This is a genomic window from Streptococcus parasanguinis (assembly GCF_015556095.1).
In the GTDB taxonomy this organism is placed as follows: domain Bacteria; phylum Bacillota; class Bacilli; order Lactobacillales; family Streptococcaceae; genus Streptococcus; species Streptococcus parasanguinis_Q.
Genome location: NZ_JADNLT010000003.1, coordinates 68851 through 91098 on the forward strand (window position 1 = coordinate 68851; position 22248 = coordinate 91098).

General features: G+C 41.6%; 15 protein-coding genes. 7 read left to right on the forward strand and 8 right to left on the reverse strand.

The annotated features are described in order from the left end of the window. Positions 1-26 precede the first annotated feature (26 nt). The 6 genes from pulA to I2E70_RS04580 all read right to left on the reverse strand — a co-directional run bounded on the left by pulA (position 27) and on the right by I2E70_RS04580 (position 7581). Positions 27-2093: a type I pullulanase gene (gene pulA / locus I2E70_RS04555; protein WP_195423629.1), complete on the reverse strand. Its 2067-nt coding sequence runs from the start codon at positions 2091-2093 to the stop codon at positions 27-29. 8 nt (positions 2094-2101) lie between these two features. Beyond that, positions 2102-3085, reverse strand: coding sequence for a LacI family DNA-binding transcriptional regulator (locus tag I2E70_RS04560; protein ID WP_195423631.1), 984 nt, complete (start codon positions 3083-3085; stop codon positions 2102-2104). 11 nt (positions 3086-3096) lie between these two features. Further along, entirely contained in the window at positions 3097-3909 is an 813-nt protein-coding gene (locus tag I2E70_RS04565) for a DUF1189 family protein (protein ID WP_070664980.1), read from the reverse strand. A 143-nt stretch (positions 3910-4052) separates the two neighbouring features. After that, the gene (locus I2E70_RS04570; RefSeq protein ID WP_195423633.1) at positions 4053-4895 is read right to left on the reverse strand and encodes a sugar ABC transporter permease; all 843 of its coding nucleotides are present in this window, start codon (positions 4893-4895) and stop codon (positions 4053-4055) included. 1 nt (position 4896) lies between these two features. Continuing rightward, positions 4897-6192, reverse strand: coding sequence for a carbohydrate ABC transporter permease (locus tag I2E70_RS04575; protein WP_151191111.1), 1296 nt, complete (start codon positions 6190-6192; stop codon positions 4897-4899). 132 nt (positions 6193-6324) lie between these two features. Next, positions 6325-7581, reverse strand: a complete 1257-nt coding sequence (locus tag I2E70_RS04580; RefSeq protein WP_155125185.1) for an extracellular solute-binding protein — start codon at positions 7579-7581, stop codon at positions 6325-6327. Between the two features lie 449 nt (positions 7582-8030). Between I2E70_RS04580 and malQ the strand changes: the two genes are divergently transcribed. From malQ to nrdI, 5 genes are all read left to right on the forward strand, one after another. Then, positions 8031-9560, forward strand: a complete 1530-nt coding sequence (gene malQ / locus I2E70_RS04585) for a 4-alpha-glucanotransferase (RefSeq protein WP_195423635.1) — start codon at positions 8031-8033, stop codon at positions 9558-9560. A 74-nt stretch (positions 9561-9634) separates the two neighbouring features. Further along, the gene (gene glgP, locus I2E70_RS04590) at positions 9635-11893 is read left to right on the forward strand and encodes a glycogen/starch/alpha-glucan family phosphorylase (RefSeq protein ID WP_195423636.1); all 2259 of its coding nucleotides are present in this window, start codon (positions 9635-9637) and stop codon (positions 11891-11893) included. Positions 11894-12381: 488 nt separating this feature from the next. Next, positions 12382-15183 carry a GbpC/Spa domain-containing protein gene (locus I2E70_RS04595; RefSeq protein ID WP_195423638.1) on the forward strand — a complete coding sequence of 934 codons (2802 nt, stop codon included), beginning with the start codon at positions 12382-12384 and terminating at the stop codon, positions 15181-15183. 425 nt (positions 15184-15608) lie between these two features. After that, positions 15609-16127: a hypothetical protein gene (locus tag I2E70_RS04600; RefSeq protein WP_195423640.1), complete on the forward strand. Its 519-nt coding sequence runs from the start codon at positions 15609-15611 to the stop codon at positions 16125-16127. A 57-nt stretch (positions 16128-16184) separates the two neighbouring features. Further along, positions 16185-16640, forward strand: a complete 456-nt coding sequence (gene nrdI / locus I2E70_RS04605) for a class Ib ribonucleoside-diphosphate reductase assembly flavoprotein NrdI (protein ID WP_195423643.1) — start codon at positions 16185-16187, stop codon at positions 16638-16640. Positions 16641-16834: 194 nt separating this feature from the next. Here nrdI and I2E70_RS04610 read toward each other — a convergent pair whose 3' ends face one another. Both I2E70_RS04610 and argS read right to left on the reverse strand, forming a co-directional pair. Then, positions 16835-17080 carry a MarR family transcriptional regulator gene (locus I2E70_RS04610; RefSeq protein WP_195423646.1) on the reverse strand — a complete coding sequence of 82 codons (246 nt, stop codon included), beginning with the start codon at positions 17078-17080 and terminating at the stop codon, positions 16835-16837. 153 nt (positions 17081-17233) lie between these two features. After that, complete coding sequence (gene argS, locus I2E70_RS04615) at positions 17234-18922, reverse strand: arginine--tRNA ligase (protein ID WP_195423648.1); 1689 nt, start codon at positions 18920-18922, stop codon at positions 17234-17236. 104 nt (positions 18923-19026) lie between these two features. Between argS and argR the strand changes: the two genes are divergently transcribed. Together argR and mutS are read left to right on the forward strand one after the other, a co-directional pair. Next, on the forward strand, positions 19027-19467 hold the full coding sequence (gene argR / locus I2E70_RS04620; protein ID WP_003009125.1) for an arginine repressor: 441 nt from the start codon (positions 19027-19029) through the stop codon (positions 19465-19467). 130 nt (positions 19468-19597) lie between these two features. Next, entirely contained in the window at positions 19598-22147 is a 2550-nt protein-coding gene (mutS, locus tag I2E70_RS04625; RefSeq protein ID WP_195423651.1) for a DNA mismatch repair protein MutS, read from the forward strand. Positions 22148-22248 lie beyond the last annotated feature (101 nt).

Sequence of the window (22248 nt, forward strand, 5' to 3'; positions counted from 1 at the left end):
CCCACATTGTGGTGACCTTATTTTGTTTATTCAGCTTCTCGGAGAAGGAGCCAACTATGGGCGGAAATAGAAAGTTCCTTTCCTTTAGGAATAGGCGTTTGGAGATTTGCATGAGGATAGGCAAATAGCAGTTGACTATCGCTCGGATGTTGATAGGTCATGTCCTGATCACCGAGATTAACGAGAATCGTTATTTTTTCACGATTTTTTTCAATCGTGTAGATAAAATGATGATCAGACAACCATTTGACATCACAGTAATCTCGAATCTCTTGTCCTTTTTTCAAACGAAGGAGAGGTTGCGATTTCCGGTAAGCAATCAATTCTTTAAGAAAAGCAAGTTCTTCTTGGCATTTTGAAAGGGATGTCCAGTCCAATTGGTTGAGACTATCTGGCAAGTTATAGGTGTTGTCTTCGAGCCCTTTTGTGCGGTAACATTCTTGACCAGCATGGATAAAAGGTACACCTTGGGATAATAATACCAAATGAAGAGCGAGGCGTGAGAGAGCTTTTCGCTCCTCTAGACGAATCGCTTCTTTTTCAAGTTGGAAATAATCAAAAACAGTTGCATTGTCATGGCATTCGACGTACTGAATGGCTTGTTGAGGTTGGATGAAATGAGCAGGTCCTACTTTCCCGACATTTGCTGTTAGGATATTAGAAAAATCATTGGCTGGATGTTGACTATCACGACGGTGATCGGCTAAGAGTGTTCTCTTGACCGTATCCCGGAAATTATCACTGAAAAAGCCAAAATCTGGTAATCGTTTTGAGTTGTACTGGTGAGCGAGCTGGTCTTCAGAGAGGCCTGTATCCATCTTCCACCCTTCGCCATAGAGATAGACGTTAGGATAGATTTCACGGAGCTCCTCTGCAATCTCTGTCATGGTTTGAATGTCTAAGATTCCCATCAAGTCAAAGCGAAAACCATCAAAGCCGTAGAGGGAAACCCATTGCTTGAGGGATTGCTTGATATAGTGTCTTACCATGGAACGTTCACTTGCGACATCATTCCCACAGAAGGTTCCATTGGTCCGCTCTCCTTCTGCATTATAGCGGTAGAAATAACCGGGTACGATTTGTTCAAATGCATACTCATCGGCCTGGTAGACGTGATTGTAGACCACATCCATGATAACACTAAGATTAGATTGGTGATAGGTTGCAATAGCATCTTGGAGTTCCCAAATCCGTGCATAAGGATCGTTGGGGTCACTGGCATAACTACCTTCTGGAACATTGTATTGGACAGGATCATAACCCCAGTTGTAGGCTTTCCATTGATTCTCTTCATCAACACTACCGAAATCATAGACAGGAAGTAACTGTACATGGGTAATGCCAAGTTTTTGAAGGTAATCAAATCCAAGGATCTGACCATTGAGTTGAGGCGATTCTGTCAACCCTTTAAACTTACCAGGGTGTTTAAAGCCGGCCTCTTTTTGGACAGAGAAGTCCCGAACGCTCATCTCGTAGATGATTGCTTCTGTCGGGTCTAATTGACGAGCAGCACGTGTGATAGGACGTGTAATCTTCTTCCGGTCGATGACCAAGCTGTCTCCAGAGTTGGCCAAAGAGGATAGAGCATAGGGATCGTGAATCCGACGTTCTAGGCCATTGACACGAAATTCATAGTGGTAGGCAGCTCCTTCCCAATCCCCTTTGAGCAAGAGTTTCCAGACACCGTTTTCTGTACGTGTCATCGGATAGATCTGATCTTCGATATGGAGACTCACATCTTGCGAAATCGGTGCCCAGAATTTAAATTGCGTCTGATTTGGTGTGTAAAAACTTCCTAAATCTTCTCCAGTATAGGTGAAGGTTTGATCGAAAATGGGTTTGCGAACGATGTTTCGATAGTGGAGTATAGAAGAATTTCCAGTAGCATCGTAGATGGTGTACTCTTCTCCGAGTTCAAGTGGAATAGGGCTTAAGAAATAGTCTCCTGTGTCAGTCGCTGCACTTGACGTTTTGACAGGGATTAAGGCAAGATGACCTTGGTTCGTTTTCAAATAAAAAGGAAGGATATGCTCCTCTCCCTTTTGGATACGAATGAGGTCTTGGTCATCTAAATAAGCAGTAAATGTAGACATAAAGACTCCTAAAGTTTCGTAATGGTATGGTCAATCAATTGACGGTAGCAAACAGTTTTTCCTTCTTTGTGATCTTTGATGATTTGAAGGATGGTCCGGACAGATTCACGCCCGAGTTCCACCGCATTGATGTCAATATAGGCTTCAATATCGAGTCGTGGCTTGATCGAATCAAAGGAAATAATCGGGATTGTCAGCTGGTGTTCTAATAGGTATTGGCGCACCCCTTCAGCAACGAGAATATCGGTCGTCATAATCGCATCTAGTTCTGTTAACGGTAGACTCTCCATCATTTGATAAGAATTATCTTCTAACATAAACCCAAATGAAAAATGAACGAGTTTTTCATCGAGAGGAATCCCTGCTTTTTGGAGGGCTTCTTTATAACCTTCGTAGCGGTCTTGAGATACGAACAGTTCTTTGTTTCCCCCGATAAAAGCAATTTTTCGGTAGTTTTGTTGAATGAAATAATCCGTCGCATCAAATGCAGCCTTGATATTATCATTATCCACTAGCGATACAAAAGGTGAAGCTGCCTTTCCGAGAATGAGGAAGGGGAACTTGTCTTTGATCGCAAATTCAACGAGGGGATCATTCGGGTTGGAATAAAGGAAAATCAAACCATCTACACGATTTCCGTAGATGAGTTGTTTGAGGTTGTCGAGCCGCCGTTCTTCATTTTGCCCCGTACAGATTTGGATGGCATAATCATTGTCTGACGCGATCTGGGTAATCCCTCTTAAAACAGTTGGGAAGAAAGGATTCTGGTAGAAGACGTCACTGTCGATTGGTAGGACCAAAGCAATGACTTGACTAGATTGGCTGACAAGGCTGCGAGCATTAAGATTGGGATGGTAGTCCAATTCGACCATGGCCTCACGGACACGTTTTTTTGTTTCATCACTAATCGTGGATTTGTTTTGGATGACGCGCGTGACAGTTGAAGGCGCGACGCCAGCGAGTTTCGCCACATCTTTGATGGTAACACGCATGAGAAAACCTCCTAGCGGTGATAGTCTGGATCACGGAAGTGGGTCTTATAAAATACCATAGCAAGATAGAGTACAAATAAGACATTTTGGATCATGATCGTCGTAGTAAATACTTGATGGAATAGTAAACTGATGAGGACACTTAGTAAAATAGGGAGTCCCAAGCAATTCAGAATACAGTTGAAACATTCCTTGAAAGTTTGTAGTGAAAAGAGTCGAGATTTTCGTGTCAAGTAGAGGAAGAAAGAGGCCCCTAGGATGAGAATCAAATAATTGACTGTCGACAAGAAGCCAGAGAAAATCACGAGAAAGAGACTGACAGGGAGTCGATTGTCGCGGAACCAATCGCTAGAGATAGCTTGAGTGAAGCTTTTTTTATCCCGAAGGCTCTCTTGATTAATAGCCTGGTATGAGACTGTAGCGAGTTCTTTATTCTCTTTTGAGATAATCAATTGTTTGCGATCAAAATGGAGTGTTAACTCCTTGCCTTTACTAGCCTTTGCCTCTTGGCCTAAGATAACCTGTCCTTTTGAAGTCTTGTGTACAGGGTTAGTCCCTGTATAGGTGAGCTCTTGGTCTTTGATCACGACGTGTTCTTGGATATCTTTCATAACGTCTGTTGATAAAGGATCAAACACATCGCTGACAAAGGTTGTCAAAGGATAGGTTTTGAGTTGAGCATTTTGCAGAGCCACAGGTAATAGTGTGATAGAGATTAGAAAGAAAGAAGTAAAAATCATTTGGAACCAGCTCAGTTTTTTGCGGTTTGCAAAAGAAGAGCGGAAATTGAAGATACTTGCGAAATAATTAAAAGGATAGGGCATAAGATGACCTTTCTAAACATAAGAGTATCAGAAATGCAAAGAGAAGTCTCTTTGATTGATTTTATTCTTAACGAAGGGTAGTAAAGAATCCACCATACTACCCTCAACTTAAAAATAAAATGTGCTTGAAATAAGATTCTATTTTATCCTTTATCCCCACCAGCTGTCAAGCCTGAAACAAAGTTCTTTTGTAGGAAGAAGAATAAGATACAGATTGGAACCGCGATCAAAATAGCACCGGCTGCAAAGAAGGCGATTTTTTGATTTTTTTGGTCACTGATAAAGGTTTGAAGACCAACGGCTACCGTATAGTTCACTTCGTCACGAAGCAAGAATTTAGACAAGATATAGTCTCCGAAAGGCCCCATGAAAGCCCAAAGCGCTTGAACGGCAATCATTGGACGAACAAGAGGGAGGACGATTTGCCAGAAGCGACGGAAGTGTCCAGCTCCATCCAATTTCGCAGATTCATCGAGAGAAATTGGAACAGTATCGAAGTATCCCTTCATCAACCAGGCATTCATTGGAATACCACCACCAACATAAAGGAAGATCAAGAACCAAGGTTGGTTCAAGGCATTCAGCATCAAAGCCATAACGAAGAAGGCTGTGAGGGCTGCCATGGTTGGGACCATTTGAATAATCAAGAAGAAGACCAAACTTTGTTTACGCGCCAAGAAATTGTAACGGCTGTATGCGTAACCTGCAAAGGTAACGATACTTGTTTGTACAATCATGGTGATAATGGCGATAACCAAGGTGTTCATATACCAAGTGCCATAATGAGTTTCAGAGAAAAGTTTTGAGAAGTTATCAAAACTAAGATTGCCACTAAAATCAAGTGTAAAGGCACTGACATTCCCTGATTTGAAGGCTGATAGAACCGTAATCAACAATGGATAAATGATAACGATTGAAAGAACCACCATGTACAGGTAAGTCAAGAAATGATTGAGGCGGCGTTTAAATTGAATTGAATTTTTCATTTTATACATCCTCCATATCAAATGCATGTAGTTTCTTGAAGGCAATCATAGAGATTGAGATCACAATCACAGAGATAATCAGGGTTACCGCTGCGGCCATTGAATATTGAGGAGAAGAATTGGTTGTCAACTTGTAGATCCATGAGATCAAGATATCTGTAGATCCGGCGTTTCCTCCGACAGAACCAGGTCCCCCATCGTTAAACAAGTAAATGATGGAGAAGTTATTAAAGTTGAAGGTGTACTGACTGATCAAAGTTGGAGCTGCAACAGCCATAATCATTGGGAAAGTGATGCTGCGGAATTTTTGCCAACCGTTGGCACCATCAATATAAGCAGCTTCGTAAAGATCGTTTGGAATAGATTGAAGAATCCCTAAAGTCAAGACGTAAATGTAAGGGAAGCCGAGCCAACCTTGCATCATAATCAAAGCAATTTTTGTCCAAGTAGGATCTGTTTTCCAAGGAATCAAAATGCCATCTAAGAATGGGAAGATCTTCGCAAACAATGGGATAACTTGTGCATTGATAGCACCGACACTATCGTTAAACATATTTGAGAAAGTTAAGATAGTGATGAAGGCTGGAACAGCCCATGGGAGCAAGAAGATAACCCCAAAGATTCGTTTTCCTTTTACGAATGGTTGGTTTGCAACAATAGCGGTCAAGATACCGAGTACGATTTGAAGAGTAGAAGCTGCGAGTGCCCAAATCAAGGTCCAGCCAAGAACAGATGTAAAGGCTGAGCGGAAGGTACTCAAGGTCCACATATTAGTGAAATTTTGGAACCCGATCCAATCGAGCAAGGTTGTTGGAGCGGTATGTTTGAAGTCGTAGTTGGTAAAGGCGATCATCAAAGTTACTAAAACTGGGAAGATAATCGCAAATGTCATAGCAATGTATGAAGGAATGATCAATAAATATGGGAAGCCATTTTCATAGATGGCTTGAACCATTTCTTTTCCAGTTTTTGGAACAGCGATGCCATTGTTGATACGTTTTGCAACGGTTCCAGCATCCTTAATATTTAAGGCATAAAATAGGAAGTAAACAATGGTAATGATCAAGTGGAAGGCGCCACGAATCAAGATAAAGAGAGAATTATCTTGTCCACGGACGGTTCCAAGTGTAACCAATTTCGCTAATTCTCCAACTCCGATTCCTAGGAAATAGGCGAGAAAGAGAACAGTTACGGCAAGAAAAATATAGCCTTTGGTTTTTTGTTTGTTATAAATTTGTCCAAGACCCGGGATCAAAGAGAGCCACATAGCCTTTTTAGGGTTTTGTTCTGTAGTCATTCAAATCTCCTTATAATGTCCTTGCCAGAGAGCAAGAAGACAAGTTTGACAGTGATCTAGTAGAAGGTTGATAATTGAACATAAGAGGTTGGGACTTTGTCTCCAACCTCTTACTCACACCTAAAAACTGTCTTATTTGCTACCGAATTTTTGTTCGATGGTTTCTTTAATCAATTTCACTGCATCGTCAGCAGATGCTTTTGCAGATTTTTTACCACTTACAGCATCGAAAAGCATAGTAGCAGCTGGATCCCAAACAGCACTCATTTCTGAGATATTTGGCATTGGTTGAGCGTTCTTGAATTGATCAACAACGGCAGTTGTCAATTCATCGTTTTTGCTAACCGCATATTTACGAGCTTCTGTGTTGGCAGGAACTTCATTGGTCTTGTCAAACAAAGCTTTTTGTTGATCAGTACTTGTCAAGAAGTCAATGAATTTTTGAGCGCCATCAAGGTTTTTCGCACCTGCAGGGATAACCCAAGCTTTACCACCACCAAAGGCAGAGTATTGTTTTCCGTTTGGAAGAGTTGGAATCGTTGCGACACCGTAGTTTACTTTAGCTTCTTTCAATGAAGCAGCTTTCCAAGGACCATCGATGATAGCAGCTGTTTTACCTTCTTGGAATTGTGTTTGGATGAAGTTAGCAGCACCTTTTGTATCTTGCAAACCTTTTGGCCATTTAGCATACCAAGTTTTTGCATATTCGATACCATCGATAGAACCTTGGTTGTTCAATCCAATATCTTTAGGATCTGTACCGTCTTTACCAAACACATAACCGCCGTTACCTGAAAGTAAACCGTAAGTGTAGTAGAAGTTTGTCCAGTCAGCTAAGAAGGCAGTTGTTTTACCAGGTTCGCTAGCGAAGTCGTACTTGCTATCTTTTGCAAGATTTTCAAGATCACCAAATGTTTTTGGAGCTTCGCTTAAAAGATCTTTGTTATAGTAGAGAACCAATGTTTCGATGACAGCAGGTGCACCGTAAACTTTACCACCGTTTGTTACAAGAGCTTCAGTTGTTTTATCTGTATGGCTATCTTTGTTTAATGTCACTTCAGCCAATTGACCATCGCTACCAAGACCACCTACACGGTCGTATGGAGCCATCATTACGTCTGGAGCTTTTTTAGATTGGTTATCAAGAGAAAGGTTATCCAATCCACCAAGAGCATCACCAGTCTTGATGTTAATTTTTACTCCATTTTCTTTTTCAAAAGCTTTTGCAGCTTCTTCAACATAAGATTTGTAGCCTTTGTCTACATAGACGTTGATTTCTTTACTTGCCTCAGAAGAACCTGATGAGCTATTGCTACAAGCAGCAAGTAAGAAGCCGGCAAAACCAACTGTACCAAGTACAGCAGCACTACGTAAAATTGTACGTTTCATGATTTATTCCTCCTAAAGAATAAAAAAAGATAATAATTAGAAACCGTTTTAGACAAACGTTTTCCTAAAACGTCTTAAGTATATCACAAGGCGAAAACGTTTGCAAGTAGTTTTAAACAATTTTTTTAAAAATATTTTAATTCCGAACTTTCTTCTATAAAATGCATCAAATTTGTTGACATTAGCCAAAGGAAAGAATACACTAAGGGGGTGAGGACATTCTGAAAAAAGTTAAAAAAGTTTTTAAGAAATCCCTTGCAGAAAATAGGGAAAAAGTTTATAATAACATGGTACGCAAACGTTTTCGCAAAAATTGCGTAAACTGAGTTGCGCCTGTTCGATTTTTAACAAAGAGTAGAGCCGCTTGAGAGCTGGATACGACTCTGCAACGATACCCATACCGTGCACCGAATCGCAGGCTTCAAAGAAATAAAAAAAGGTGGTAACCCATGAAAAAACGTCAAAGTGGTGTTTTGATGCACATTTCTTCCCTTCCTGGACAATACGGGATCGGATCATTCGGTCAATCAGCATATGATTTTGTTGATTTCCTCGTTCGGACCAAGCAACGTTACTGGCAAATCTTGCCGCTTGGTACAACTAGTTATGGAGATTCTCCATACCAATCTTTCTCAGCTTTTGCTGGGAACACTCATTTTATTGATTTCGATCTTTTGATTGAACGAGGTTTGTTGACAGAAGCAGATCTTAAAGGAGTGGATTTTGGTCAAGATCCTACTCAAGTGGATTATGCAAAGGTTTTCGAACAACGTCGTCCGCTACTTGAAAAAGCCGTTGCGAACTTCTTGAAATCAGGTGATCAAAAAGAATTCCAAGCCTTTTGCCAAGCCAATGCTTCTTGGTTGGAACTATTTGCAGAATACATGGCTATCAAAGAACACTTTGATTTAAAAGCCTGGACAGAATGGCCAGATGCAGCTATTCGTGCACGTGAACCAAAAGCTTTGGCTCAATACCGTGAAGAATTGGCGGATCAATTGACTTACCATCGTGTGACTCAATTCTTCTTCTTCCAACAATGGTTGGCCTTGAAAGCTTATGCCAATGACCATCACATTGAAATCGTCGGAGATATGCCAATCTATGTAGCGGAAGATTCAAGTGACATGTGGGCGAACCCTCATCTCTTCAAAACAGATAAAAACGGGAAAGCGACTTGCATCGCAGGATGCCCGCCAGATGAATTCTCAGCAACTGGTCAACTTTGGGGGAACCCAATCTATGACTGGGAAGCAATGGACAAAGATGGCTACCAATGGTGGATTGAACGCTTGCGTGAAAGCTTCAAGATCTACGACATCGTGCGGATCGACCACTTCCGTGGTTTTGAGTCTTACTGGGAAATCCCTGCTGGATCAGATACAGCAGCACCAGGTAAATGGGTTAAAGGTCCTGGCTACAAACTCTTTGCAGCTGTGAAGGAAGAGCTCGGTGATTTGAACATCATCGCTGAGGACCTTGGCTTTATGACAGATGAAGTCATCGAACTTCGTGAAAGCACTGGCTTCCCAGGAATGAAGATTCTTCAATTTGCCTTCAATCCGGACGATGAAAGTATCGATAGCCCTCACTTGGCACCAAACAATTCTGTGATGTATACAGGAACACATGATAACAACACAGTTCTTGGATGGTACCGCAATGAAATCGACGATCCAACTCGTGAGTACCTTGCCCGTTATACTAACCGGAAAGAGTACGAATCTGTACCGCATGCGATGCTTCGCACCGTCTTTGCTTCTGTCAGCTTTATGGCGATTGCGACTATGCAAGATTTGCTTGAGTTAGATGGTTCAGCTCGGATGAACTTCCCATCTACTCTCGGTGGTAACTGGTCATGGCGCATGACAGCGGATCAATTGACACCAGCTGTCGAGCAAGAATTGCTTGATTTCACTACGATCTATCGTCGTGAAAATAAAGACTTGAAAAAAGAAGTTAAGAAAGCAGAAAAATAATCGTTCTCGAAAGGTTGCTGATTTCAGCAATCTTTCCCCTATTAAAATTGTTGAAACAAAGGAGACTTTAAAACATGGAATCATTACAAAAATATGTGATTGATCATCATCAAAAAACAATTGCTGAATGTTCAAATGAAGAATTGTACATTGCCTTGCTAAATTACACGAAGCAAGCAAGCGCTCAAAAGAAATTAAATACTGGTAAGAAAAAAGTTTACTACATTTCAGCTGAGTTCTTGATCGGTAAACTCTTGTCTAACAACTTGATCAACTTGGGTCTTTACGACGATGTCAAAAAAGAATTGTCAGATGCTGGTAAAGACTTGATCGAAGTCGAAGAAGTGGAATTGGAACCATCACTTGGTAACGGTGGTTTGGGACGTTTGGCAGCCTGCTTTATCGACTCTATCTCAAGCCTTGGTTTGACAGGGGATGGGGTTGGTTTGAACTACCACTTTGGTTTGTTCCAACAAGTCCTTAAAAACAACCAACAAGAAACGATTCCAAACGCATGGTTGACTGACCAAAGCTGGCTCGTTCGTTCAAGCCGTAGCTACCAAGTGCCATTTGCACACTTCACATTGACTTCTACCCTTTATGATATCGATGTCCCTGGTTACAAGATCGATACCAAGAACCGTTTGCGTTTGTTCGACTTGGATTCAGTTGATTCATCTATTATTGAAGATGGTATTAACTTTGACAAGACAGATATCGCTCGCAACTTGACCCTCTTCTTGTACCCAGATGATAGTAACCGTCAAGGGGAATTGCTCCGTATCTTCCAACAATACTTCATGGTATCAAATGGTGCACAATTGATCATCGACGAAGCCATCGAAAAAGGAAGCAACTTGCATGACCTTGCTGACTATGCTGTTGTCCAAATCAACGATACTCACCCATCAATGGTCATCCCTGAATTGATCCGTCTTTTGACAGAACGTGGTATTGGAATGGATGAAGCCATCTCTATCGTTCGTAGCATGACGGCTTACACTAACCACACAATCCTTGCAGAAGCCCTTGAAAAATGGCCACTTGAATTCTTGCAAGAAGTGGTTCCTCACTTGGTTCCAATCATTGAAGAATTGGACCGCCGTGTTCGCGCTGAATACAAAGATCCAGCTGTTCAAATTATCGATGAAAACGATCGTGTACACATGGCACACATGGATATCCACTATGGATTTAGCGTAAACGGGGTAGCAGCACTTCACACAGAAATCTTGAAGAATTCTGAGTTGAAAGCCTTCTACGACATTTACCCTGAAAAATTCAACAACAAAACAAACGGTATCACATTCCGTCGTTGGCTCATGCATGCTAACCCAACCTTGTCACACTACTTGGATGATATCCTCGGACGTGACTGGCACCATGACGCATCTAAATTGGAAGACCTTCTTTCTTATGAAGATAAAGATGCAGTCAAAGCAAAATTGGAAAACATCAAGTCTCACAACAAACGCAAATTGGCTCGTTTCTTGAAAGACCATCAAGGTGTGGAAATCAATCCAAATTCTATCTTTGATACCCAAATCAAACGTCTTCACGAATACAAACGTCAACAAATGAACGCTTTGTATGTGATCCACAAATACTTGGACATCAAAGCTGGAAATATCCCTGCTCGTCCAATCACTGTTCTCTTTGGTGGTAAAGCAGCTCCTGCCTACACCATTGCACAAGATATCATCCACTTGATCCTATGCTTGTCTGAAGTGATTGCAAACGATCCAGCGGTAGCTCCACACTTGCAAGTTGTTATGGTAGAAAACTACAACGTAACTGCTGCAAGCTACTTGATCCCAGCTAGCGATATTTCTGAGCAAATCTCTCTTGCTTCGAAGGAAGCTTCAGGTACTGGTAACATGAAATTCATGTTGAATGGTGCATTGACACTTGGTACGATGGATGGAGCTAACGTGGAAATCGCTGAATTGGTTGGACGTGACAACATCTATATCTTCGGTGAAGATTCAGAAACGGTTATCGATCTTTACGCTAAATCAGCATACAAATCAGCAGACTTCTATGAACGTGAAGCCATCAAACCATTGGTAGACTTCATCGTCAGCGATGCCGTTCTTGCTGTTGGGGACAAAGAACGCTTGACTCGTCTTCACAATGAATTGATCAACAAAGACTGGTTCATGACTCTTCTTGACTTGGAAGACTACATTGTCACCAAAGAACGCATGTTGGCTGACTACGAAGACCGTGATGCATGGTTGGATCAAGTGATCGTAAACATTGCTAAAGCAGGATTCTTCTCATCTGACCGTACGATCGCTCAGTACAATGAAGATATCTGGCACTTAAACTAATCATTAGTTGTTAGACCAAGGTCCATAAGACCTTGGTCTTTTTCATTACTTCTTATTTTGGAAAAGAAATGGAGCTAGTTTAGGGAATGGACAGTCTGCAAAAAGTGTTGTTTTTTTGAATTTTGTAACCCCCCAAAGGGAAAAAATTACATAATTTTTTCTTTCAGCCTTCAAATCTAATTTATTGGTATAAAAAAATAATTCTCCTAAAAAAGCCTTCCGGTGAAATTTATAAAAAGAGAAAGCGTCTTAAAAACCATTGAAAATAAAGGTTTTTTTCAAAGGTGTTTGCATATATTTTCAACCAAAAGATGGGGAAGGCAAGGAAGGTTTGGGGATTCAAGTTGTTATATATTTAAAGTAAAATAAAAAATTAAATTGACAAATAAATAAAAATGGTTGATTGTGATACAATGGAGTTAACTGAAAGTAGCATATTTTTGCCTCTACAGTGAGATTTTTTTAAACAAAAAAGGAGAGTTTTGAAAATGAAAAGCTATCGTGAACATGTTTCGAAGCAGGAAAAATTTTCAATTCGTAAGTTATCAGTCGGTGTTGTTTCATTGGCCATCGCTGGATTGGCTACTGTTAATACCTATGGAGCAGAAGTGAAAGCAGATGAGGCAACAGCGCCTGCAACTGAAGTGACTACTACGGATATAGCAACAAGCGATGCAGCTGTTGCAACAAGTTCTAAGTTGACATCTACAACTGTGACAGAAGGAAATAAAACAGTTACGACGACTTATGTAGAATCACCAGAACTTGAAAAAGCAAAAGCTGATGCAGCCACAGAAGGTGTGACCGTTACAGAAGAAGCTGAAAAAGTCCAACCATCTATCGCAGCAGCAGAAGCAGATAATAAAGCTCAAACAGCTGAAATCAACACAGTCGTTGAAAACTACAAAAAGGCAAAAGCTGAGTATGAAGCAAAATCTCAAGAAATCACATTGATTGAAAAGAGAAATGCGGATGCGGAAGCAGCTTACAAGAAACAAGTAGAAGACTACAATACCCAACAAGCAGCTTATGATAAAGCTTTAGAAGAGTACAATGCTAAAAAAGCAGCCTACGATGCTAAAGTAGCAGAAAAAGCAGTAGCCGACAAGGCCAATGCAGAAGCAAAAGCTAAGTATGATGCGGAAGTGGCTGTTTACAATACAGCTAAAGCGCAATATGACAAAGATTTACAAGAATATCAAGCTAAGAAAGCTCAATACGATAAAGATAAAGAAGCTTATGGTAAGTTAGTTGCTAAGAAAGCAGAAGAAGATGCTGCCAAGAAAAAATACGACGCTGATCTTAACACATACAATGTTAAAAAAGCACAGTATGAAAATGACTATATTGCTTATCAAAAGAAATTAGCTGAATACGAAATTGCTAAAAAACAATATACGGACGCGAAACAAGCATACGACAAATATATGACAGACAATGCGTATGCTGACCTTAAAAATGTGTCAACTGTCCAAGATTTAACCTTCCAACGTGAAGGTGGAGCAACGCATACCATTGATGGGATCAGCACGTATCTTACTCGTGATGCCCAAGCTCGTTTAAATACAAGCAATGTACACCAATATGATTCCAATAAATTGGAAGCTTCAGATATTGTAGCAACCAGTCCTTGGGCGAATAATGAGACTGAATACATTCAAGTGAAGGAAGGCGACAAATTTGTTGTGACCTATGATAACTTGAATCAGTCTAGCATGCGTGAAGATACGGATATGCATCCAATCAAACGTGTGATTTACCGCTATGAGATTTTGAGTCTTCCATCAAATGATGGCAAAGGAATTGCAGCTGTTAGCTCGGATCCAACTGTAACCCTTACAGTCGGTGCTTCAACAGACCAAAATAAACCTGTTAAAGTGGCTGTCGATGTTGAATTTTATGATGGTGATGGCAAAAAATTTGATTTGACGAAACGCAATGCCATTGTTGCTTTGAACTCCCTCAACCACTGGACAGGTGCTTCCTATGTAGATAGTGGAGATAAGCCTCGTGCCCTTACAGTAGAAGCCAAAGATAAAGATGGTAACACCGTTCGTGGTACATGGGATCCGTATGCAGATGGTTCGTCAATGAGCATTGAAAACAATGAAGTGAAGGTTAAAACAGGAAGAGCAAACTTTGGTGATGCCTCTGTTTCCATTTCAGCGGACAATCCTCTTAAAATTGTGAAACAGACCTATGGTTATGTAGAAGTTGAAGCCGGTAAATGGGCACCAGGTACAACTCCGGAGAAGGAAGAAGTAACAGATGCCTTAACTGTGAATGCTTCAGGTTCAGGAAGTGTTCATTCCATTGGAACGGAAGAATTTACCTTTGAAGGTAAGGATGACGTTCTCGGATCATACAAAGTAGATGCAACGACTGGTCAAATTACGTTCACACCTAAGAAGAAATTCGAAACAGTAGACCACCAAGAGTCTGTAAATGTTGGAAACAATAAATTCATTCCAATTCCAAACTCAAGTGTTTCTTATGATGCGGCTACTAAAGAAGTAACTTCTTTCAAGGATAACCAATATATTGAACATGGTTCCGTCTTTAACGGGGAAACATCTTCAACTCTTGAAGGTTGGGATAATCCATCTTCTAAATATCTATATTACGGTGGAGCAGGCTTGAAGATGTCTGATGGTCACTTGGTATTTACGGCCAATGGGGCCAATGCGGCTGGTCAACCAACGGTTTACTGGTTTGCCATTAACTCAAATGTAGGTCTTCCGAAAGAGCCAGGTAAAGAACCGAAAGAGCCAACGGCTCCTGAAGAACCAAAGGCTCCAACTCCACCAACGATTACAATTGAAAAACTACCAGCAATTCCGACGGAACCAACTCCGCCAACAGCTCCTACAGCACCAGCCAAACCAACCTACACTGTCATTACGGTCGATGTGGAAGAACCAAAAGCTCCAACTCCACCAACCCAACCAACCCCACCGACTCCTGAAGTCGTTCCAAATACGAAACCGGTGAAACCAGAAGCTGAAGTGAAATGGCATAAGAATAAAGTGGTAACGGAAACAGACATTCCAACCCCACCGACACCAGTTCCTCCAACTCCATACAACCCACCAACACCAATTGTTCCACCAACTCCAGAGGTTCCAACAAAACCAACTCCTGAAGTTCCGGAACAACCTGTAGAACCTGCGCAACGCCAAACACCTGCGCTTCCAAATACAGGTACAGAAAGCTCAGCTGCAGCTGTACTTGCAGGTGCGATGGCTGGATTGCTTGGATTGGGTCTTGCTCGCAAGAAAAAAGAGGATTAATTCTTATTTCTTTCGTTTATTCATCTAAATAAAGAAAGTCAGAAGGCAAGTCCTTCTGACTTTTTTGATGGAGTGATGACCAAATAGTTGTGAAAAATGACAGAATAGTTCTTGGACAAGGAAAGAACATGGCTTTTAAAGACCAAATCGTGTCGAAATGAAGCAGAATAGAAATAATCTACTGAAATAGAGAAAAATCAGCTATACTAGTCCTGTTCGAATGAAAGTTTATAGGACTCCGTTATATCTCTAATTATTCCAATTATACAGTTGCGATGTCTTTTTCATCTTTTGCACACATTATTTTCCAAATGAATTTCATTTGAACGTATCAGTGGTCAGGCGAGTGCTTCCATGGTTTGAGGCGCTTGCCTTTCTATCTGTATCGCGATATAATAGTGTGTAAGAAATGAAAAGGAGTGTGTATGAAAAAGAAACCCATCTATCTGTATATCCTGTTATTTTTCTCTACGGTTGGAACCCTGACTTCAGCTGTCTCAACCTTTGGAGCTTCAAAGAGTTTTGAACTGACAGATGATTTTGCTAAACAACTTGGTTTAACAACGGCTCAAGACAAGGCTGACTATGTGACATACTATGAGAAATCAGCCCAACTCAATCAGTCTCCATTAACCTTTTTATTTGTTTCCCTGATTCTGATTGCTTTGCTTGCAACTTTCTATTTCCTCTTTATGAAGCAGGATCTGTTAACAGCACATTATACTTATATGGGGCAGATTTTATTAAGTCAAGCCTTCTCTTGCTATAATTATTTTGTAGGGCGTCCACTATTAGCTAGTTTTTCAAACTCAGCGCTTCGTCAACGATATCTGGCATCTTCGTCCATTGCTTTGTTACTCTTGACTGCTTTATCCCTTCTCTTCCTTGGAATTGTTTTATATAAAACCTTGCGCTTGAGAAAAGCTCAAGCAACGGCATCATAAAGAGTGTGAATGGAGCTCTCTTAGAGGTTAAGAGAGCTTCTTGATTGGAGAAAAAAGATGAAAGTATCCTTTGTTTATATTAGCTTGAGTGGGAATACAGAGAGTTTTGTTCGACGTTTAAGTGACTATTTGATGGAAGCCCATCCAGGGCTTGAAATTGAAAAAATCCATGTCAAAGACCTGGTCAAAGAAGGAAAGCCCTTTTTTGAAGTCGGTACTCCTTTTATCACCTTTTTGCCTACCTATCTAGAAGGAGGAAATGGTGTTGATAATGGGGATGTGGAGATTTTAACGACCGATGTCGCAGATTTTATTGCCTATGGAGACAATGCCACTAAATGCTTGGGTGTTGTAGGATCTGGAAACCGCAACTTCAATAATCAATATTGCCTAACGGCCAAGCAGTACAGTCAACGCTTTGGTTTCCCCATGTTAGCCGATTTTGAAATGCGGGGGATGTTGGGAGATATTAAAAAAGTAGCGGCCATTGTAGAAGATTTGTATCATCTGTAAAATAAAGAGAGGCTGGGACAAAAGTCCTAGCCTCTTAATTGTTTTTGGATTGTCGAGCAAGACGCAGTGGTTGAGTGGGCTCTACTACGCTGATTTCATCAGCTTTTGCAGCCCTACTCAACTGTGCGGAGGTGGGACGACGAAATCGAATTCTAACGAATGACCGATTTCTGTCCCACTCTCTTTTTTACGGTTTATTTTAATTTTTCTGTGATTTCTTTAGCAAGTAGGAGCCCTAATCGATAGTCCTTGTTGATGGCATGAATGACATCGTTGATGTTATCGGTCTGTTGGATTTTTTCCTTGATACTCTTTTTGAAGTCTTGGTCTTTCAAGAGTTGCTCTTGTAAGAGCCGTTGTAGTTTTTCTCTTTCGTACTTGTTAAATAAAAAGAGGATCACTAAACTGATGAGGATTAAGATGTAAACGGTTTGATTCATAGATTTCTCCTGTATATAAAGGATCTGAAAATGTAGAGAATGAAGGGCATTGGGCATGACAAAAGGAGTGAGAAAGAACTAAATTGAATCGCATTTAGTTTCTCCTCTCACTCCCATAAGAGATGTTCTACTTATCAATCATTAGATAAGAAATTACATTTTCTCAGGTGCTTCGACACCAAGTAAGCGAAGGGCTTCTTTTAAGACTACTGCTGTTGAGTAGCTAAGAGCAAGACGGCTATCGCGTTCTGGGCTTTCATCCAAGATACGAGTGTGAGCATAGTACTTGTTGAAGGCTTGAGCCAAGTTAATCGCATATTTAGCGATCAAGGATGGGTCATAGTTCTCAGCGGCACGTTTGACAACACGAGAGAAGTCTTGGAGAAGCTTGATGATTTCCCAGCTTTCTGGGTCGCTTAAGCTGTAAGTTGCATCTGTTGATGGAGTGAAGTTGGCTTTGCGAAGGATGGATTGGATACGAGCATAAGCGTATTGAACGTAAGGTCCAGTTTCTCCTTCGAAGGATACCATGGCTTCAAGGTCAAAGTCATACCCGTTGCGACGGTCTGTCTTCAAATCGTAGAATTTAACCGCACCAACACCGACTGCATGTGCCACTTCTTCCTTGTTTTCAAGTTCAGGATTCTTCTCTTCGATCTGAGCTTTGGCACGAGAGATCGCTTCTTGAAGAGTTGGTTCGAGCAGGATGATATTTCCTTTACGAGTTGACAATTTTTGGCGGTTTTTTGTGACCAAACCAAAGTCAACGTGAACCATATCATCGCTCCAGTCAAATCCCATTTTCTTCAAAACAGCTTTCAACTGACGGAAGTGGTTGGATTGTTCTTGACCTACAGCATAGATGTTTTTCACAAAGTTGTAAGTCCGTGCACGGTAGATAGCGGTTGCGATATCACGAGTGATATAAAGAGTAGCGCCGTCTGATTTCTTAATCATAGCTGGTGGAAGGTTCACATCATCCAACTCAACGATGCTAGCTCCTTTAGATTCTTTCAACAAGCCTTTTTCTTCAAGGATTTGAACCCCTTCATCCATCTTGTCGTTGTAGAAAGCTTCCCCGTTTAAGCTATCAAACTCAACACCAAGGAGTTTGTAGATACGGTTGAATTCCACCAAGCTTTCGTCACGGAACCATTGCCACAATTCAGTCGCTTCTGGATCCCCATCTTCCAATTTCTTGAACCAGAGACGTCCTTCTTCATCAAGCTCAGGATCGTTTTCAATTTCAGCATTGATACGAACGTAAAGTTTTAGCAATTCATCGATTGGGTTGGCTTCGACAGCTTCCTTGCTACCCCATTTTTTATAAGCGACCATCAAGAGACCGAACTGTTTGCCCCAGTCTCCCAAGTGGTTGATTTTAATCGTGTTGTAGCCCATTTTGCGGAAGATGTTTGAAAGAGCATCCCCGATAACAGTTGAACGCAAGTGACCAACTGAGAATGGTTTTGCGATGTTTGGGCTTGAAAGGTCGATGGTAATGTTTTGACCATGTCCTTCGTCTTGTTGGCCGTAGTCTGCACCTGCTTCGATGACGGATTTGATCACCTGATCAGAGATCTTAGATTTATCTAAGAAGAAGTTAACGTAAGGTCCAGTTGCAACGACTTTTTCAAAGGCGCTTTGGTCGATCTTTTCAGCAATGTCTGCAGCGATTGCTTGAGGAGCCTTGCGTTCCACTTTTGCAAGTGAGAAGGCTGGAAAAGCAATGTCACCAAGATCAGATGATTTTGGTTGTTCAAGCAAGTTTAAAATAGCATCTTGGTCAAGAGAGTCAATCACTTTGGCCAATTCACTAGCAATGAGTTCTTTATTGTTCATATTAGCTCCTTAGTCCTTTTAACTATTATTTTAACACAATTCTGAGCGAATTTTCAATTTTTTTGGTATAATTTAAAGTATATTTATTCAAAAGTGGAGGTCCAATGAAAAAGACAGAACGACACCTTTTGATTCAACAGATGATTCGAAATGAAAAACTGTCCACGCAAAAAGAGATTCAGGATCGTTTAGAAGCAAAAGGAATTGCAGTAACGCAAACGACCCTCTCACGTGATTTGCGGGATCTAGGTCTGGTCAAGGTGAAGCGAAAAGATCAATTGTATTATATTTTGCCAAATGAGCCTGAGGTGGCAGAGATTTATATTATGCTGTCCAGCCATGCCAAGTCTGTCTCACGGGCAGAATTTACCTTGGTCTTGCGGACAGAGCTAGGAGAAGCAGCTCTCTTGGCCAATGGTGTAGATGAGATGTCAGATGAGCGTATTTTGGGAACAGTAGCAGGGGCCAATACCCTCTTGATTGTCTGTCGAGACCAAGATGCAGCCATTGAAATTCAAAATGAAATTTTAGGGATGATGCAGTAATCAAGCCCTTAAAGAAAAAGAGAATACCCCATTAAGATGTCAAAAGGAGGAAGATAGTGAGCTATCTACTCCTGTTTTCATCTATGGAGCTTGTGTCAGAAAAGGATGCAACAGTAAGGAATAAAGAAGTATGACAGTAGAAAAAATATCCCCTGGAATGCAGCAGTATCTAGATATCAAAAAAGACTATCCGGATGCCTTTTTGCTGTTTCGAATGGGAGATTTTTACGAATTATTTTATGAAGATGCAGTGAATGCAGCTCAAATTTTAGAGATTTCCTTAACCTCACGGAATAAAAATGCAGAGAATCCGATTCCCATGGCGGGTGTTCCCTACCACTCGGCCCAGCAGTATATTGATGTTCTCATCGAACAGGGGTATAAGGTAGCGATCGCGGAACAAATGGAAGATCCCAAAGAAGCCAAGGGGGTCGTTAAGCGTGAAGTCGTACAGGTGATCACGCCGGGTACAGTGGTGGATTCGACCAAGCCAGATAGTGAGAATAACTTTCTGGTTGCTTTGGACCGAGCAGGGGATAACTATGGGCTAGCCTATATGGATTTGGTGACAGGGGAATTTCAGGTGACCACTCTCAATGACTTCAGCATGGTTTGCGGAGAAATCCGCAATTTACGTGCGCGTGAGGTGGTCCTGGGTTATGAGTTGCCAGAACAGGAAGAACGTGTTTTTGTAAGCCAGATGAATCTCTTGCTGTCACATGTAGAGACAGCGCTGGACGATGTCCAACTTTTAGGAGATCATCTGAGTGAGCTCGAAAAGAAAACGGCTGGAACACTTCTCCAGTATGTCCACCAGACCCAAATGCGGGAATTGAGTCACCTCAAAAAAGCCCATCATTATGAGATTTGTGATTTCTTGCAGATGGACTTTGCGACCAAGGCTAGTCTGGATTTGACAGAGAATGCTCGGACTGGGAAGAAACATGGTAGCTTGTATTGGTATTTGGATGAAACCAAGACGGCCATGGGAGGTCGTTTGTTGCGGTCCTGGATTCAGAAACCCTTGGTCGATTTGAAACGGATTCGAGAGCGTCAGGCCATCATTCAGGTCTTTATGGATCATTTCTTTGAACGGAGCGACCTGACTGACAGCCTCAAAGGGGTTTATGATATTGAACGCTTAGCGAGCCGGGTTTCCTTTGGTAAAATCAATCCTAAGGATCTCTTGCAACTAGGAGATACTCTGGGGCATGTGCCAACGATCAAGTCGATATTACTAGGAATTGGTGATCCGGTCTTGGATGTCTTGATTGCACGCTTGGATGAACTTCCCGAATTACACCGCTTGATTACATCTGCTATTGCTCCGGAAGCGTCTGCTGTTATTACAGAGGGAAATATCATCCGTACCGGTTTTGACGAGCAATTGGACCAGTACCGTCTTGTTCTTCGGGATGGTACTGGTTGGATTGCAGAGATTGAAGCCAAGGAGCGCGAAGCCAGTGGCATTACCGGTTTAAAAATCGATTATAACAAGAAGGATGGCTACTATTTCCATGTCACCAATTCTCAATTGAACCACGTTCCTGCTCATTTTTTCCGCAAGGCGACCTTGAAAAATTCAGAACGTTTTGGTACGGAGGAATTGGCACGTATCGAAGGAGATATGCTAGAGGCGCGTGAGAAGTCTGCTAATCTTGAATATACGATTTTTATGCGGATTCGTGAAGAAGTTGGCAAATATATCCAGCGTCTGCAACAGTTGGCTCAGGCGATTGCGACGGTTGATGTTTTACAAGGTTTGGCCAGTGTTGCTGAGTCGCAACAGTTGAATCGCCCCCTTTTTCATGAAGAGCGACGAATTGAAATCGACAAAGGTCGCCATCCAGTTGTCGAGAAAGTCATGGGAGCCCAGTCCTATATTCCTAATAACATCTTTATGGATGAAGAACGGGATATTCAGTTGATTACAGGGCCAAACATGAGCGGGAAGTCTACCTATATGCGCCAATTGGCGATCATTGTGATTCTTGCGCAAATTGGCTCCTATGTTCCAGCGCAAAAGGCTGAGTTGCCAATCTTTGATGCGATTTATACCCGGATCGGAGCTGCTGATGACCTGGTATCGGGTCAGTCTACCTTTATGGTAGAAATGATGGAGGCCAATCACGCTATTCGCAAGGCAACGCCCCAGTCTTTGATTTTATTTGATGAGTTGGGACGGGGAACTGCGACCTATGATGGAATGGCTCTTGCTCAGTCCATCATCGAATACATCCACGATCGTACCGGTGCTAAGACCTTGTTTGCGACCCATTACCATGAGTTGACAGCTCTCTCAGAGACCCTGTCCCGTTTGGAAAATGTCCATGTCGCGACCTTGGAGCGAGATGGACAGGTTACCTTCTTGCACAAGATTGAACCCGGCCCAGCGGATAAGTCCTATGGGATTCACGTAGCAAAGATCGCTGGTTTGCCAGAAGAGTTGTTGAAGCGGGCGGATGCGATTTTGACCAAGCTCGAAGGACAAGCTCAGCAAGTACCGTTTGTGGATGAAACTCCTAAAAAGGAAGCACCTTCACAGGTTGCTGAACAAATGTCCCTCTTTGAGGAGGAGGCAGAAAATACAGTGATCACAGAATTGAAGAATCTGGATCTCTACAATATGACTCCGATGGAAGTCATGATGGCAGTCGCCGAATTGAAAAAGAAATTGTAAAAAAAGATCCTCGTAGCATTGAGGATCTCAGATTGAAGACAAAGACATCTTAGAAATTTTCCTTAGGTGAGTCCGGACGTCAGCGAACTTCTATGAAGTTC